Raw genomic sequence first — 16,333 nt, 5'->3', positions numbered from 1 at the left:
GTCGTTTGAGTTTGCACTACCAATGCGGTAGATAATAGATAAGCGCGCAGAGCTAACACCAGAAAAAAGCATCATGAACACTGTGTATTCATGATGCTTTTTTGTTCGATCTTTACAAGCTTAGACTGGAAAGTTAAGCGGTATCTCTGCCAGCTGGTTACCTTCGTTTGCAGGAAAAATCAGATACTCACCGTGGTATTTCACCATCGACTTGTAGTCCGTGACCTTATGCACCATAAAGCCCGCTTGAGACGCTTTTTCTACAAACTCCGCATGGTTTCCGCGCACAAACCAACTCATGGGTTTAACGAGCATATCGCCATCAAAGCAGCTGTCGCATTGATCTGCACACAAAGCCAATGAGTTTTTACCTTCAGTAAAGATTTGTACTTTCCCACACCCAATTAACTGTTCAGATGTCGAGACTTCCCAGCCTGCTTGTTCCATTGCATCTAAGAATGCTTCAATATCAGAATCTTTAATCACTTTCGATTCTTCCCCGTTAGGGAAAAACTGTTCGTAATAAGCCGAGATTCGCTTAAAAATAAACAACAGCCCCGCATCATTACCCTTAGAGCGACCCGCTTTCTGCCAGCGCGTCAGATCATTAGCAACTGTTGATCCAAAACGCTGAGATTTGAGTGCTTTCGTCACCCAGCGTACCAAGTAATGATTGTTCGCCACTGGGGCGTTCGCCAATTTGCCACTACGGTGTTCCTGATCGAGTTCTTCCAGAGCCGTGTTGACTAAGTGTTTAATTTCTTTGGTGTAGTTAGACATTATGCCTTTCGTCCTAAAGTCCAATAAAACAGTGCTGACAGTACAGAGCAGGCAAACATAACGATTATCATTGGCCATGCAACCCCGCCTGGGAGTGCAGCGACCAACATGCCAACCAATGAGCCCATACCGAATCTTAACGTACCCGCTAACGAAGAGGCGGTTCCTGCCATTAACGGGTAACCACTCAGTAGCAATGCCATTGCGTTACTACCAATCGTTGACAAGGTACCGATAAACAGGACAACAAAAGGTACCGTCCCCCACAAACCTAGCCCTATTAGCCAACAAACAAATAAACCAATACCTGCCGCTAACTGGATAAACAAGCCAAACCGAAGCATGGCGTGAGAACCCACTTTTTTCACTAATCGACCATTAAGACTGGTCATGATGATCATCGCAACGATATTCAAACCAAACAAGTAACCAAAGTAATCTGGTCGAACACCGTATAAGTCAATATAAACAAACGAACCCGCGGTGAGGAAAGCAAACATTCCCGAGAAGGAAAACGCTGCTGAAAGCATAAGTCCTAATGCTTCCGGACTTGAACATAGACGAGCATAGTTTCTTATCGTGGTGCGAAAATGCAGAGGTTGGCGGTTTTCAGGTTTGAGGGTTTCTGGAATTTTCCAAAGCACCAACAAAATAACGATGGTTGCAAAAATCGCCAATACCCAAAAGATTGAACGCCAACCAAACCAAATCGCCAGGTGACCACCAATCATTGGCGCAACGAGAGGCGCCATTGTGATGACCAACGTAACAAACGACATTGCACGCGCAAAATCTTCTCGGTCGAACATATCGCGCACAACCGCTTGAATAATCACGGCTGCCGCCGCACCAGCGAAGCCTTGTGCTGTACGTACTATAGTGAGCGCATCAATACCGTTTGTCGTCGCACTAACAACAGCCGCTAAGCCAAAGAATAACACGCCTAATATAAGCACTGGTCGACGGCCAAAACTGTCTGCGAGTGGCCCATGAATGAGCTGACCAACAGCAAAGCCGGCGGTGTAAGCGGTCAACGTGATTTGTACCGCACCAGCAGAAACCCCCAGATCTTTTGCGATCGTTGGCATTGCAGGTAAATACATATCGATAGCAAGCGGTGTTAGTGCTCCAATCGCCCCAAGGACGAGGAATAATAAAAAACCGATTTGAGACTGCGGAGCACTTTGTGCTTTTTCTGTCATTCTATTACCTCTAATTGTGGTCGTGCTATCGCCATTTTTCATTGGTATATTTGCATTTGTATAAGCGTGATAAATGACGAATGCACACCATGACAGCCTGACAAGTTCGATATTGGAAAGCAAAACATTGCCAACTAAAAATGATTATCACGAAACTAAAATGATGGAGCGCACTCCACCATTTTTAATCACGACATACGAACGTTTTTCGCGATCGCAGGCATTGCCACAACATAACCAATCAAGTTAGTTTGATGCAGCAACAGCATACGACATGATTCAGACATTAAAATATTTTGGCAGGAATGGTTATTTTGAGATATTTTTCACAAAAAAACCAGAGCCTGTTAACAAATTGCTTTTTGATGAGCAGTGAATGTCATCCAATCACTTTTTAAGACAATCTGCCTGTATGGCTTTGAGTCTGAAACAAAATTCAGGGACAAGAAACAGAATCAATTTCTTGTTGTGTCAAATAACGGTAATCACCCGGCTCTAATGTTGCATCGAGCTCTATGTTTCCAATGCGCTCTCGATGTAAATATTCCACTTTGTTACCCAACGCAGCAAACATACGTTTTACTTGGTGATACTTGCCTTCAACAATCGTCAACAACACTTCATTTTCAGCCTCATTAACCACTTCTAACTGCGCGGGTAAAGTCGCTTCTTGTTCATTACGTAGCATGATGCCTTGTGCAAACTTTTCTACGTAGTCAGGTTGAATGGCATCAGCCAACCAAACACGATAGGTTTTTTCACATTTGTGTTTTGGTGACGTAATACGGTGAGACCACTTACCATCATCGGTAATTAACACTAAACCAGTAGTGTCAACATCCAAACGACCCGCAAAGTGTAGATTTTCTATTTTTGGTTCATCAAGCAATACAAACGCCGTTTGATTATAACTATCTTCATGTGAACAAACGAAGTCAGCAGGCTTATACAACATGATGTAACGTGGGCCAGGCGCACCAACAACACGGTCTTCCCACATGACTTCAGCACCTTCAGGCACCTTAAATGCGCCACTCTTTTGCATGCCACCGTCTACGGTTATTTCGCCACTTTTGATGATTTTTGTTGCTTGCTTGCGAGTCGCACCCAGAGCATCGCACAAGTATTTATCTAAACGCATGAATACCTCATTGAATTATACCTAAGCAACCTCTTCACGAGCTGAGATAAACGGGTAACAAGACCCGTTTATTTAAGTCAAAAGTCACTTGGGTATAAAAGTCAGGTATTATAGCGATCCTAAATCGAATAGTTGAGCAATTTCACATTTTTTCATGTATACACTTCGTCCATATCAAGCAGACTCAGTTAAAGCTGTCATCCATTACTTTCGCAAACACTCAACGCCCGCGGTGATTGTACTACCCACTGGTGCAGGTAAAAGCCTCGTGATTGCCGAGCTTGCTCGATTAGCCAAAGGGCGAGTATTGGTGTTAGCGCATGTCAAAGAACTGGTCGAGCAAAATCACGCAAAATATGAAGGGTATGATCTCAAAGGCTCAATTTTTTCTGCCGGTCTAGGGCGAAAAGAAACCGACCAACAAGTGGTGTTCGCCTCGATTCAATCCGTTGTGCGAAATTTAGACTCGTTCAAGAACCAATTTTCACTGTTAGTTATCGATGAATGCCACCGTGTACCTGATGATAAAAACAGCAGCTACCAGAAAGTCATCTCTCATTTAACAGAGCTTAACCCGGGCATCAAAGTCCTTGGTTTAACAGCAACGCCCTATCGATTAGGTATGGGATGGATTTATCAATATCACACTAGAGGTCAAGTCAGAACGGAAGAGTCGCGCTTTTTCCGGGACTGTATATTTGAATTACCGATTCGATACTTGCTTGATGAAAACTTTTTGACTCCCGCTCGGATGATGGATGCACCTGTATTGTCTTACGACTTCTCCCAGTTGAAGCCTACCAATACAGGCCGATACAAAGAAGCTGAGATGGACATGGTGATAGACAAAGCCAAAAGAGCGACCCCACAAATTGTTGAACAAATTTTGCAATACGCAAAAGATCGTCAAGGCGTAATGATCTTCGCAGCCACGGTTCGACACGCACAAGAAATTCACGGACTGTTGCCCGTAGGCGAAACCGAAATCGTCATTGGTGATACACCAACCCCAGAGCGTGATGCAATTATTCAAGCGTTCAAAAATCGCGACATCAAGTACCTCGTCAATGTGTCAGTGTTAACCACCGGCTTTGATGCCCCTCATGTTGATTTGATTGCTATTTTACGCCCCACAGAATCCGTCAGCCTATACCAACAGATCGTGGGACGAGGATTGCGTTTATCAGAGGGAAAAACCGAGTGTTTGGTACTCGACTACGCGGGCAATAGCTACGACTTATACCAACCGGAAGTTGGTGACCCAAAACCGGACTCAGATAGCGAGATCATCACCATACCTTGCCCGGCTTGTGGGTTTAATAATAACTTTTGGGGCAAGCTAGACAGCAACGGTTTTCTTGTCGAGCATTTTGGGCGTCGCTGTCAAGGCTACTTTGAAGATGAGGTGACGGGGGAACGTGAGCATTGTGGTTATCGCTTTAGAGCCAAATATTGCGGTGAATGTGGAGCTGACAACGATATCGCGGCTCGCATTTGTCACGAATGCGATGCAACCCTAGTGGATCCGGACAAAAAGTTAAAAGACGCACTTAACCTCAAAGACGCATTGATCTTTGAATGTACAGAAATGGACCTAACCGTATTTAAATCAGATAACGGAAAGTCTCAATTGAAAGTCACGTATTCTGGTCAGTCCTACCAAGGAGAAGGTCAAGCTTTGGTGCATGAGTTCTGGTCACTGACGACTCAAAAACAGAAACAGGTGTTTAAAGATCAGTTTGTTCGCCCTCACCTTGCGGATAAACATCGACCTTTTGAGGAAGCTTCTCCAACGCGGGTTGTCGCCAATCAGCATCGTTTCCGTTTACCTCAGTTTGTTATCGCCCGAAAATCTGGACGCTTTTGGAAGTTACGTGACAAAATATTCGAAGATGAACTTACCTAATCGGTCATCGAATAGGTTCACGTTCTGTTCATATCTTTATGAGTATATTGGCGATAAGTTTTCCAAAAAGGTTTTACGATGAATAAATCATACCATTCCCGAAACTTTATGTTGGTTCTCGGATTAGTCCCACTGTTACATACGGCTCCAGGCCTAGCGAATACAAACGTCACAAGCACAAGCAACCATGTGCCTCAAAATGGCCATGCTATTGTGCAAGATATGGACATGCCCGGAGCACGAGTCGAATTCGACGAAGACCAAGATGACGTCTATCGCGCGGTACAGCAAGGACATATTCGCCCATTTTCTGAGCTTTATGTTCGAGTAGAACAAGACCTATTTGGACGCATCATAAAAGTAGAGTTGGATGAGGATAACAACGAGTGGGTTTATGAATTGAAAATTTTGTTCGACAATAGCGTCCTCAAAGTCGAATATGACGCGGCTACACTAGAAATGCTCCAAGTCAAAGGTCGCAACTTCAACAAAGCCTTAAAGCCACAGCACCACTAAGGTCGATATACGTTGCTGTCGTCTTTATCGACCTCGGTCCAGAAACGCTTTCAACAAGTTCAACCAAATTTTAAATTAAAGACAGAATAATATGAAAATACTCGTTGTTGAAGATGACGCCCTTTTAGGTGAACAAATTTTAGAAACCTTAGAAGGCACCGGTTGGGTACCAGAACTGTCACAAGATGGCGTAGATGCGCTTTATCGAGCAACATCTGAAGAATGGGATGCGATTGTGCTTGACCTCGGTCTACCGAAGCTTGATGGACTGAGCGTCCTTAACAGCATTCGGGAAAATAACATTAACACACCTGTCGTCATACTCAGTGCCCGTGACACCCTTAGCGAACGCGTCGAAGGTTTAAATGCCGGAGCGGATGATTATCTTACGAAACCCTTTGAGATGCTTGAACTTATCGCGCGTATTCGAGCTCAACTCCGAAGAGCTTCTGGCAACGCGTCACCTGTGATGCAAATCGGTGATCTAAGCTTAGACACTCGATCATCGAAAGTATTTTGGCAGGAAAACGAGATCAGTTTGACAGCACTGGAATACAAAGTCGTCGCTTACTTTATGCATAACTCTGAAAAGGTTATCTCCCGAACCGAGCTGGTTGAGCACATTTACAAACAGGACTTTGATCGAGATTCGAATACCATTGAAGTCTTTATCGGTCGCATTCGAAAAAAAATTGCGCCTAAAATCATCAAAACGGTTCGTGGTTTAGGGTATAAACTGAATGTCGACTAAGCATAAATTTCCGATCCATGCTTTAAAAAAACTGAGTATTCGAAGTCGTCTGGTTTTAGCTGCAGTCGTTTGGTTAAGCCTAATGATCCTCGCAGCTGGGGTCACCATACCTTCACTGGTCTATAACTACATGGTGGACGATACCCGTTCTCAATTGAGCATTTACATGGACGAGTTTGCCGCTCAGTTGGAGGTCGATGACCAAGGTCACCTTTCATTGACATCTCAACTATCCGACCCACGCTTTAACCGCCCTTACAGTGGCTTGTATTGGAGTGCGTCAACCAAGTCCAGCCTCGAACGCTCTCGTTCGTTGTGGGACAAAACGATTCAATATAAACCCTTGGATAAAAATGCCTATGGTGCACGTGATGAGCGACTCATTACCATTGAAAAAGCGTTATACCTGCCCGATTACGATGGTCCCATCCACATTATTATTGGTATCGATGAAGAACCAATAAAAAGTACTTTGCAACCCTTAATTGGTCAACTTTGGTTGATTTTGGGGTTACTCTTTGCGGGCTTGCTAACCGTCATTTTACTTCAAATCGCCTGGTCTCTGAGCCCGCTGACAAAACTACAAAAAGAACTGTCAGAATTGAAGTCCGGTAAGAAAAAGAACCTCGAAGAAACCTACCCTAAAGAGATTTCCCCGCTGATATTCGACCTCAACGCATTGCTCTTTCACTACCAAGAACTGTTAGAACGAGCACGTAACCATGCGGGAAATTTGTCCCACGCATTAAAAACGCCTCTCTCGGTACTCAAAAATGAAGTTCAGGCATCGAAGCCTGAGACTCAGTCACGTTTTAATGAACCATTGAATCAAATCCAAGCACAAATCGATTACCATCTTGGTAGAGCGAGAATGGCTGGCTCGATGAATATTCTTTCGGTAAAAGCCAACCCAGCAGAACGTGTCGATGCCATTGCTTTAGCTTTTGATAAAGTATACGCACATCGAGATATTATCTTAGTGAATGAACTCGACTCCGAACTGAACGTCGCGGTAGAAAAAGCCGACCTCGACGAAATGGTGGGTAACTTACTTGAAAATGGCTATAAGTGGGCACGAAGCATGATTCGTGTTCACTCGGTTCAAGACAAAAATAATACCCAGATTATTATTGAAGATGACGGGCCAGGTATCCCTCCAGAGCTACTGAGCCAAGTGGTACAGCGTGGTTTTCGACTTGATGAGGCAACGCCCGGTTCGGGGCTTGGACTGAACATTGTTAGGGAAATGGCTCACAGTTACCGAGGTCAATTAACTTTAGCAGCAAGTAACATGGGTGGACTAAAAGCCACACTGATATTACAAAGCACTCGACTCTGAGGAAATTTAGAAGTGGTAGGCCGCAGATGGAGAATATTCACGCAATCCAAGAACAAACCGAGATTTTTTGGTGGTTTGAGAGCAATTTTTATTGCTGAAAATAGTAGAGGGTGATAGTATCCGCGCTCGCTTGAGCAGTTCCTGTTTCAGGCTTTAGAACAAACGACAAGGTCGCATTGTTGTTTGTGAAATTTTGATTTTACTAAATTGAGAGTAAATACTATGAAATTCGAAGCAGTAGTACGTACTGAACTAGGTAAAGGTGCGAGCCGCCGCCTACGTCACGCTGGCAAATTCCCTGCAGTTGTATACGGCGGTGAAGAAGCAGCAGTAGCAATCGTTCTTAACCACGATGACGTCATCAACCAAATGGACAAGCCTGAGTTTTACGAAGGTCTAGTTCTAGTAATCGATGGCAAAGAAGTTAAAGTTAAGCCACAAGACGTTCAACGTCACGCGTTCAAGCCTAAAGTTGAACACATGGACTTCATCCGTATCTAATTCCCTACCAAGGAATTACTCGGATTAAATCCAACCTTTTGCATAATAAGATAATCGGATTTACCAACCGAAATATCTAAAAAATTTCAAAACCCCGGAGACTTACCACCTCCGGGGTTTTACTATTTTAAGCCTTTACTCCCACTTCCATCCCTCATCAGACCTAACTCACCTGAAATACTCAATCAGCAACAGTCCATTGGCTTAACTGCTCACTTATCTCCAGTACAGGGGCGATTGACGTACAATCACCCATTTTGTTCACAAATTAACCATAGCAATTCTGCATCACACCTTTTTGTAAGGCAATTCATACAACCTTTACCCATTCTATTAACTTAGTCACAAAAAGGCAGTAAAACAAAACGGCGCTCATCGCTAAAAACCTTTCATGTTTATTTGTCGACCCACCCTAAAACCTGAACGATTCGCCCATTTATCAGCAAGTTAAATCAGACTCAGATCACTAAAACTTCACATTATTTCCGTATATTTCACGCCGAAACAATAACAAAAACACAACGATAAGGATCTCCTCCTATGAAGTTTTACAAATCTCTCCTGGTACTTTCCGTTGGTGCAGCATTGGCCGGATGCGGGGCAGACAGCACGACAACGGTTACTTGTGAAACTGCTGATTCATGCACAAAATTCACTGTGCTTCACACCAATGACAATCATGGTCGATTCTGGCATAACAAGTATGGCGAATACGGTATGGCAGCCCGTCATACCTTAATCCAATCTATCCGCGCAGAGGTTGAAGCCAACGGTGGTCAATCTATTCTCCTCTCTGGCGGTGACATCAATACCGGAGTGCCAGAATCTGATATGCAAGATGCAGTACCAGACTTTGTAGGAATGAATATGATTGGCTATGACGCGATGGCGGTAGGCAATCACGAATTCGACAACGCTTTAGATATTCTTGACATGCAAGCAGAGTTAGCTGAATTCCCTATGCTAGCTGCAAACATCTACAAGAAAGATTCGGATGGCAATGTAACGGATGAACGCTACTTCGCACCGTACAAGGTCTTCAACATTAACGGGCTCAATATCGCGGTTGTTGGTCTCACCACAAAAGATACCGCGAAACTGGTTAACCCAGACAACGTTGAAAACATCTATTTTGAAGATCCTCAGGTCGAGATTAAGAAGGTATTGAAAGAAATTGAGGAAAACGAAGACGTTGACCTTGTATTTGCGACAACGCATATGGGGCACTATCATAACGGCAACTATGGCAGTGAAGCCCCTGGGGATGTCATGCTGGCACGTTCACTTGAAGCAGGTCAGCTCGATGCGATAATCGGCGGCCATTCGCAAAATCCAGTATGTATGGAGCCAGGCACAAACGAATATGCGGATTTCTCCCCCGGTGACGACTGTACGCCGGACCAGCAAAATGGCACTTACATCATGCAAGCTCATGAGTGGGGGAAATATGTTGGACGGGCAGATTTCGAATACTTCGATGGCAAACTCCACCTCGCAAATTATGCACTGATTCCAGTCAACCTACTCGACGATAACGATGAAGTCATCGGTGAGCATATCCAACCAGATCCTGAAGTACAGGAAACATTGCGTACTTATCAAGAACAGGGACAAGATCTGCTTGATATTATTATCTCAAATACAGATGGCAAGCTTGAAGGTGACCGTAATTTAGTACGTTCTCAGCAAACGAATCTAGGTCATTTACTTGGTGAAGCATACCGCACGTATAACTTGGTCAATGCCGACTTTGGGGTAATGAACTCGGGGGGTGTACGTGACTCCATTCAAGCGGGGGACATTGCGTATCGTGATGTACTGGTTGTGCAACCATTTGGTAACTTTGTGACCAAGGCAACTATGACAGGTCAGGAGGTCAAAGATTATCTCGATGTTGTGGCAACTAAGTCTGCAGGTTCAGGTGCCTATGCACAACTAGACAACATTACCCTCGACGTCGATTGTGATGCGAGATCTGTCTCAATCACTGATATTAACGGCAAAGGGTTCAACTTAGATGCCAATTACACTTTCGCGGTGATTAGCTTTAGTGCGGCTGGCGGTGACGATTACCCTGTTATTAATGTCGAGTCTACTCAAATGACTGATGCTTCAGTACTGCGTGAGTTTTTCGTCAATCATCCACAAATTTCTGCGACCAATTATGAAAAGAACTTAGGCAACATTCGCTACTTTAGTAACAGTGAATCGGTGACAGGGTGCCCTGCAACGGTTAACTAACTGGATTTTTCATCATAGTTTAAACCAAAATCGGAGCGTTGATGCTCCGGTTTTTTTCTAACTGCCTGATAATTATTCGCCTTCAAAAAACGTTCAAAAAATGTTCACACTTTCGGTTGACGCTCCTGTCTCCGGGTTCTATGTTTGATAAGGTCTTTCCAATAAGTATATCGGCTCATTAAATCAGGTTCCGCACAATCAAAGCGGCGTTGAGAGTGAGAGAGAAAGGCATGAATGGCGTTACTAACACTGCTCTCAAACAACTCGTTTTTGGACTTCATACTATGGAGAATCGCCTCAACGCGGATCTCAATGAGCAGCAATATGGGCGTCAATAATCCAGATGCTGCCATCGAGTTCAGGAGGTGAAAAATGAAACGAGCCAGCAAAAGCTATAGACTTCAAATGATAAAAGAAGTTGTCACACGTAGAGAGCGCAATGCTTGTACGGATCCCATGGCAAAATATATCCATCAAATAATGGATGAGCACCCTAACAATAAATCAGATGCCGAATTTAACCATCGATTTGCCGGAAGCCACTTTGATGAACAAGCCGGAGGTTGGGTCAGTGACAATTGGTCAATGAAGATGAAATAAGACAGGGCATTCCCGACTCACCCCTTGCATGGGTCGGGAGCAAATCCGCTAGCAGTTATACGCCGTATCATTTCAGCAAACTAAAACAAATCTTGCTGGGGAGAGACGTCTTCTTTTGGCTGCTCAGTCGTGACTTTGCCTGCTAACACTTTTCTTCGATAGCGCTGACGACAAAGTTTTATGATATGCAGTTGTTCCGCTGCGGTATAGTTGAGCCAATTAAATCGCTCTTCTCTTTTGCGCATGCATCCCTTGCAATAGCCTTTTTCGTCAGCGGTGCAAATGCCGACGCAAGGGCTTGGGACCGTAAAGAATTCCAATTGCTCCATGTTAAAACCGTTCTCAATGATTAATCTCAAAAACGATAACTTGACGTTACTTAGTCAAACTATTTGCGTTACACTCACTTACTATAAAGACAGCACTTAAATAACCAAATACTGACAAAAAACAGTATGTTATTTGTTATCCTTACCACGTTTTTACAAACGGAGTCTATAACATGAAGCTTAGCCTAAAAACGTTAGTTACAGCAATTTCCCTACCTTTATTCATAACCGCATGTGCTGGTAAGGATGATAATGTGGAAAAAATTACGGCTCAAGACTTACAACACCATAATTGGGAGTTGACCCAAATAGATGGTCAAGACATTACCCTAAAAGAAAATCAGAAAGCGCCTCGTTTAGAAATTGGTGAAAATCTCCAAGCAAACGGCACCGCAGGTTGTAACAACTTTTTTGGCCAAGCTGAGCTAAAAAATAGCCAGTTGCGCATCGATAAAATGGGTATGACAATGAAGATGTGTGTTGGTGAACTTATGACTATCGAGCAAGCCATGTCCTCAACGCTCACCAACTGGAGTGATGTTATCCTAACAAAAGATGGCTTGGTGCTAAAAAACAAACAGCACGAATTGACCTTCAAACTCCGTGACTGGATGAACTAACACCTTTTTTGGAAAAAGCAGCCACGCGCTGCTTTTTTTGTGTCCATTCAAATATTCACATTCCACTGAAATCTTTTTCAATACCGTCCGGTCATACAGTTCTAGACCCAAGTGAACCCAAAATCACTCAACAAAAATGAGTGGGTTTTAGCCATAGAAGCGATTGGAACGTAATCATTTGATTCAATGAGTAAAGTACTCCTCATTGGCATTGATAATCACCACAGATGGCTTACTATCCTTATAACGACTTCTTGGAAAATCTTTGGTGAACTTTTAGGTGAACCAATCAAAATTACATGGATGGCATATGAAAAAGCTACTAAGCACCACCTGCATTTTAGCCGCGACACTGACAAGCGGCGCCTTCGCACAGGACTGGAAAACAATCGAGCAACAAGCTGACGGGCAAACGGTTTACTTTCATGCTTGGGGTGGCAGCCAAGAAATCAACCGCTATATTCAATGGGCAGGTCAGGAACTGAAATCACGTTACAATGTGACGTTAAATCATGTCAAAGTGACCGACATCGCCGAAACTACAACGCGCTTAATTGCGGAAAAGGCGGCGGGAAAAAACAGTAATGGCAGTGTCGACATGGTCTGGATTAATGGGGAAAACTTCAAATCGATGAAAGATAACCAACTCCTATCTGGCCCTTTTGTCGAAGATTTACCAAACTGGCAGTTTGTCGACAAAACACTGCCTGTCGACACGGACTTCTCTGAGCCCACAGAAGGCCTAGAAGCACCTTGGGGTGTTGGTCAACTCGTGTTCATTCATGACGAAGAAACGTTAAACAATCCGCCCCATTCCTTTGCTGAAATGCTCAATTACGCCAAAGCATTTCCGAATCGTCTTACCTATCCTCGCCCACCGGAGTTTCATGGCACCAGCTTTGTTAAGTCACTGCTTATTGAACTCACTGATAATGATCCAGCGTTGCAGCAGCCCGTTACCGATGAGGCGTTTGATCGTTTGACCAAGCCTCTATGGACATACTTAGATGCGTTTCATCCTGTTGCGTGGCGGGGCGGGAAGCAATTTCCTGGTGGTACAGCGGAGATGATTCAATTGCTGGATGATGGCCAGATTGATCTTGCGGTTACCTTCAATCCCAATGCAGTATTTTCGGCGCAATCGAACGGCAGCTTAGCAAAAACAACAACAGCATACGCAATGGATGCCGGTGCGCTATCCAATATTCACTTCCTTGCCATTCCTTGGAACGCCAATGCCAATGCAGGGGCCCAAGTTGCAATAAACTTCCTGCTTAGCCCAGAGGCGCAATCACGTAAAGGTGACATTAATATTTGGGGTGACCCGTCAGTACTGAACCGCTCTTTTTTGACAGGAACCGCAAAGAACACACAACAATTTAAATCGATTGCCGAGCCACATCCAAGTTGGCAGGTTGCGTTAGAAAAAGAATGGTTAAAACGGTACGGAAATTAGAACAATCCCATGTTAAGAGCGTTGTATCTCGTTATTGTCGCCGTGTGTATTTTCCCCACGATTCCGGGGCTACTCGGAGTTGTGTTGTCCGCACTCGGTTATATCCCCCCTATCGGCTTGCACCAATTTTCATTAGACGGTTTATTTTCCGTGTTCGAATGGGAAGGCGTTTGGACATCCATCGGTTTAACGCTCTACTCTGCCATTGTTAGCAGCTATCTAGCTTGCTTGATGACGTTCGCGATCTTGCTGTCAACCTGGCGTACTCGATTTTGGCGAAAAGTGGAAGCAAGTTTATCTCCCCTTCTAGCAATGCCACACGTTGCGTTTGCGATTGGCTTTGCCTTTTTGTTTGCTCCAACAGGCATGGGAGTTCGTTTTCTCAATCAGTTGATTGGATACGACCCTAATGCCCAAACTGTCCACGACTTAGCGTTGCTGATAAAAGATCCCTACGCCCTAGGGTTAATCATCATGCTTGCGATTAAGGAAGTGCCTTTTTTACTCCTAATGAGTATTCCTATTTTGCAGCAATTACACGTCGGCAAAATTGAAAAAATCAGTCAATCCATGGGTTACAGTTCAACGCAAACATGGTGGAAGTGCGTTTTTCCTCAATGGCTGACCAAGCTTCGTTTTCCAATGTTTGCCGTTATCGCATACAGTTTATCAGTCGTTGATGTCGCCCTCATTATCGGCCCAACAAATCCACCTACTTTTGCCGTTCTCGTATGGCAATGGTTCAACGATCCTGACTTGGCGTTGCTACCTAGAGCCGCCGCTGGAGCATTGATTTTATTTGCACTCGCCAGTGTACTCATTGGATTAACTCGTCTGATTGAATGGAGTATTACCAAAGGGTACAAACGCTGGCAGTTCTCAGGACGCACTGGCTTTCCGCTACCCGGGAAAACGCTATTTTGCACCATTGGACTGTTCACACTTTCGATGGTGCCATTGATGATTATCTGGAGTTTCGCGCAGCGTTGGCGTTTTCCGGATATCCTGCCTAGTCGCTATAGTCTACGCTTTTGGCAATACGAATGGAGCACTATTCTCGGCACAATAGAACAGAGCATAGTACTCGCCTTGATTAGTGCTTCTATCGCGTTGCTCTTGGCCCTAGTCGCTCACGAATACCGATTGCGCCACCGCTGGCAGATACCCGGATACATTATTGCTATACCGATGCTGATTCCTCAATTATCGGTATTGTTTGGCATGCAGGTGGTGACTTTATACTTGAACAGCAGTGCCTATTTTTTCTGGGTGTCCTGGGCGCATATTTTCTTTGCCTTTCCATTTGTTTATCTAGCGCTGGACGGTCCGTGGCGAAGTTTTGACAATGGCTTGATACGCGTTGCTTTAAGCCTCGGTAAATCGCCAATGCGTGCATGGATAAAAGTCAAACTGCCCATTCTTTTACCTGCCATCGTATTTGCTTGGGCGGTCGGTATCAGCGTGAGCCTTGCTCAATACCTACCTACGCTTGTTCTCGGTGCTGGGCGCATATCCACATTAACCACTGAAGCGGTCGCTCTGTCCAGTGGCTTTGATCGGCGCGTCACTGCCATCTATGCTATCTGGCAAGCGCTTTTGCCGTTACTGTTTTTCTCGTTAGCGATGCTACTTAGCCGTTTTCACGGTCAGTATCGGGGATTATCTAAAAAAGGTTTACTCCAACATGAGTCTTTGTCTCGAAAACCTCGCCATCCGTAAAGCCAATGGCGATTCGCTTTTCTCATCCTTTAGTCTAAACGTCGAAAAAGGCGAAATTGTCACTCTGATGGGGCCTAGTGGCTGCGGTAAGTCCACTCTGTTAGATGCTATCGCGGGGCATCTATCCGCAGAGTTTGTGTACTCTGGGGCCATCATGCTCGATGAACAAGCGCTTGATTCTCTGCCCGCGCACAAGCGTCACGTCGGCATTCTTTTTCAAGATGATCTGCTCTTCCCTCACTTGACCGTATCGGAGAACCTTGCTTTTGCCTTACCAGATTCGATCAAAGGCGCTGAACGAACGAATCGTGCGACGGAGGCTTTGCAAAACATTTCACTGACCAAGGTCGCACACTCATTTCCAGAACAGATTTCTGGCGGTCAGCGAGCCCGCATCGCGCTCACTAGAATGTTGTTAGCTAAGCCCAAAGCTGCGCTTTTGGATGAACCATACAGTAAACTTGATAAAGATCTTCGCGTTCAATTTCGTAGTTGGGTGGTCGAACAGCTACAGCAGGCCAATATCCCAACCTTAATGGTGACCCACGATGAAGACGACATACCACCAGGTAGTCGGTGTATAAACTGGCCATGGGAGACCCAAGATGCTGGATAAAATGAGCATTAAACTGATCCGCTGGCCGCTGGCTCAAAGCGCAAAATACATCAACAAATGCGGTATTACCGCCAACCAAACAACACTGTTTGGTTTTGTGCTTGGCTGTTTGGCCTTGCCCGCGCTGGCGGCAGAACACTACTTATTGGCATTGGGCTTCATCGTGATCAATCGAATTTGCGATGGATTAGATGGTGCGCTTGCCAGAATCCAAGGTATTACTGATGCAGGCGGGTTTCTTGATATCAGTTTGGACTTTCTTTTTTATTCTCTGATTCCGTTCGGCTTTGTTTTGGCGAATCCGGAACAAAACGCCATCGCTGGTGCATTTTTAATTTTCTCTTTTGTCGGTACGGGCAGCAGCTTCCTAGCGTTTGCGATCATGGCAAGTAAGCGTGGTATCGAAAACCCAACCTATCAGAACAAGTCGCTCTATTACATGAGTGGTTTAACCGAAGGAACCGAGACCATTGCTTGTTTCGTACTTGTGTGTCTGTTTCCGTCGTCCTTTGACATCATCGCCTATGTATTCGGAGCGGCATGTTGGTTTACAACAATGACACGAATCTATTCTGGATTTTATACGCTAAAGTCGCAATGACACACGTATATACTG

Annotated in this window: 16 protein-coding genes; 12 read left to right on the top strand and 4 right to left on the bottom strand. The window is 44.6% G+C overall.

The genetic code is table 11. The annotated features are described in order from the left end of the window. Nucleotides 1–120: 120 nt before the first annotated feature. The 3 genes from ONE56_RS05725 to rsuA all read right to left on the bottom strand — a co-directional run bounded on the left by ONE56_RS05725 (nt 121) and on the right by rsuA (nt 3,123). On the bottom strand, nt 121–780 hold the full coding sequence (locus ONE56_RS05725; protein WP_423840385.1) for a DUF2913 family protein: 660 nt from the start codon (nt 778–780) through the stop codon (nt 121–123). Further along, the gene (locus tag ONE56_RS05720; RefSeq protein WP_041156545.1) at nt 780–1,982 is read right to left on the bottom strand and encodes a Bcr/CflA family multidrug efflux MFS transporter; all 1,203 of its coding nucleotides are present in this window, start codon (nt 1,980–1,982) and stop codon (nt 780–782) included. The genes ONE56_RS05725 and ONE56_RS05720 overlap by 1 nt, the downstream gene beginning before the upstream one ends. 436 nt (nt 1,983–2,418) lie before the next feature. Continuing rightward, the gene (gene rsuA / locus ONE56_RS05715; RefSeq protein WP_041156546.1) at nt 2,419–3,123 is read right to left on the bottom strand and encodes a 16S rRNA pseudouridine(516) synthase RsuA; all 705 of its coding nucleotides are present in this window, start codon (nt 3,121–3,123) and stop codon (nt 2,419–2,421) included. Nucleotides 3,124–3,277: 154 nt separating this feature from the next. Here rsuA and ONE56_RS05710 point away from each other — a divergent pair, with 154 nt between their 5' ends. The 7 genes from ONE56_RS05710 to ONE56_RS05680 all read left to right on the top strand — a co-directional run bounded on the left by ONE56_RS05710 (nt 3,278) and on the right by ONE56_RS05680 (nt 10,977). Then, a complete protein-coding gene (locus ONE56_RS05710; protein ID WP_423840384.1) occupies nt 3,278–5,029 on the top strand; it encodes a DEAD/DEAH box helicase family protein in 1,752 nt (583 codons plus the stop codon). A gap of 78 nt (nt 5,030–5,107) precedes the next feature. Further along, on the top strand, nt 5,108–5,545 hold the full coding sequence (locus ONE56_RS05705; RefSeq protein ID WP_041156548.1) for a PepSY domain-containing protein: 438 nt from the start codon (nt 5,108–5,110) through the stop codon (nt 5,543–5,545). Nucleotides 5,546–5,636: 91 nt separating this feature from the next. Further along, nucleotides 5,637–6,296: a response regulator transcription factor gene (locus ONE56_RS05700; RefSeq protein ID WP_041156549.1), complete on the top strand. Its 660-nt coding sequence runs from the start codon at nt 5,637–5,639 to the stop codon at nt 6,294–6,296. Then, nucleotides 6,286–7,635 carry an ATP-binding protein gene (locus ONE56_RS05695; protein ID WP_423840383.1) on the top strand — a complete coding sequence of 450 codons (1,350 nt, stop codon included), beginning with the start codon at nt 6,286–6,288 and terminating at the stop codon, nt 7,633–7,635. The genes ONE56_RS05700 and ONE56_RS05695 overlap by 11 nt, the downstream gene beginning before the upstream one ends. A gap of 222 nt (nt 7,636–7,857) precedes the next feature. After that, the gene (gene rplY, locus ONE56_RS05690) at nt 7,858–8,136 is read left to right on the top strand and encodes a 50S ribosomal protein L25 (protein WP_041156551.1); all 279 of its coding nucleotides are present in this window, start codon (nt 7,858–7,860) and stop codon (nt 8,134–8,136) included. 540 nt (nt 8,137–8,676) lie between these two features. Then, on the top strand, nt 8,677–10,377 hold the full coding sequence (gene ushA / locus ONE56_RS05685; protein ID WP_041156552.1) for a bifunctional UDP-sugar hydrolase/5'-nucleotidase UshA: 1,701 nt from the start codon (nt 8,677–8,679) through the stop codon (nt 10,375–10,377). A gap of 372 nt (nt 10,378–10,749) precedes the next feature. Then, complete coding sequence (locus tag ONE56_RS05680) at nt 10,750–10,977, top strand: hypothetical protein (protein ID WP_041156553.1); 228 nt, start codon at nt 10,750–10,752, stop codon at nt 10,975–10,977. 80 nt (nt 10,978–11,057) lie between these two features. Here the strand turns inward: ONE56_RS05680 and ONE56_RS05675 are convergent, their stop codons facing one another. Continuing rightward, on the bottom strand, nt 11,058–11,306 hold the full coding sequence (locus ONE56_RS05675; RefSeq protein WP_041156554.1) for a DUF1289 domain-containing protein: 249 nt from the start codon (nt 11,304–11,306) through the stop codon (nt 11,058–11,060). Between the two features lie 173 nt (nt 11,307–11,479). Between ONE56_RS05675 and ONE56_RS05670 the strand changes: the two genes are divergently transcribed. The 5 genes from ONE56_RS05670 to ONE56_RS05650 all read left to right on the top strand — a co-directional run bounded on the left by ONE56_RS05670 (nt 11,480) and on the right by ONE56_RS05650 (nt 16,318). Continuing rightward, the gene (locus ONE56_RS05670; RefSeq protein ID WP_423840382.1) at nt 11,480–11,926 is read left to right on the top strand and encodes an META domain-containing protein; all 447 of its coding nucleotides are present in this window, start codon (nt 11,480–11,482) and stop codon (nt 11,924–11,926) included. A gap of 310 nt (nt 11,927–12,236) precedes the next feature. After that, nucleotides 12,237–13,382, top strand: a complete 1,146-nt coding sequence (locus tag ONE56_RS05665) for an ABC transporter substrate-binding protein (RefSeq protein ID WP_041156556.1) — start codon at nt 12,237–12,239, stop codon at nt 13,380–13,382. A 9-nt stretch (nt 13,383–13,391) separates the two neighbouring features. Beyond that, nucleotides 13,392–15,101 carry an ABC transporter permease gene (locus ONE56_RS05660; protein WP_423840381.1) on the top strand — a complete coding sequence of 570 codons (1,710 nt, stop codon included), beginning with the start codon at nt 13,392–13,394 and terminating at the stop codon, nt 15,099–15,101. Then, on the top strand, nt 15,067–15,717 hold the full coding sequence (locus ONE56_RS05655; RefSeq protein WP_423840380.1) for an ATP-binding cassette domain-containing protein: 651 nt from the start codon (nt 15,067–15,069) through the stop codon (nt 15,715–15,717). Before ONE56_RS05660 ends, ONE56_RS05655 begins: the two co-directional genes overlap by 35 nt. Then, complete coding sequence (locus ONE56_RS05650) at nt 15,707–16,318, top strand: CDP-alcohol phosphatidyltransferase family protein (protein ID WP_041156559.1); 612 nt, start codon at nt 15,707–15,709, stop codon at nt 16,316–16,318. The genes ONE56_RS05655 and ONE56_RS05650 overlap by 11 nt, the downstream gene beginning before the upstream one ends. Nucleotides 16,319–16,333: the final 15 nt, after the last annotated feature.

Origin of the sequence: Vibrio mytili, from assembly GCF_049563345.1 — a bacterium.
Classification (GTDB): domain Bacteria; phylum Pseudomonadota; class Gammaproteobacteria; order Enterobacterales; family Vibrionaceae; genus Vibrio; species Vibrio mytili.
This window is presented reverse-complemented; position numbering and strand designations above follow the sequence as displayed.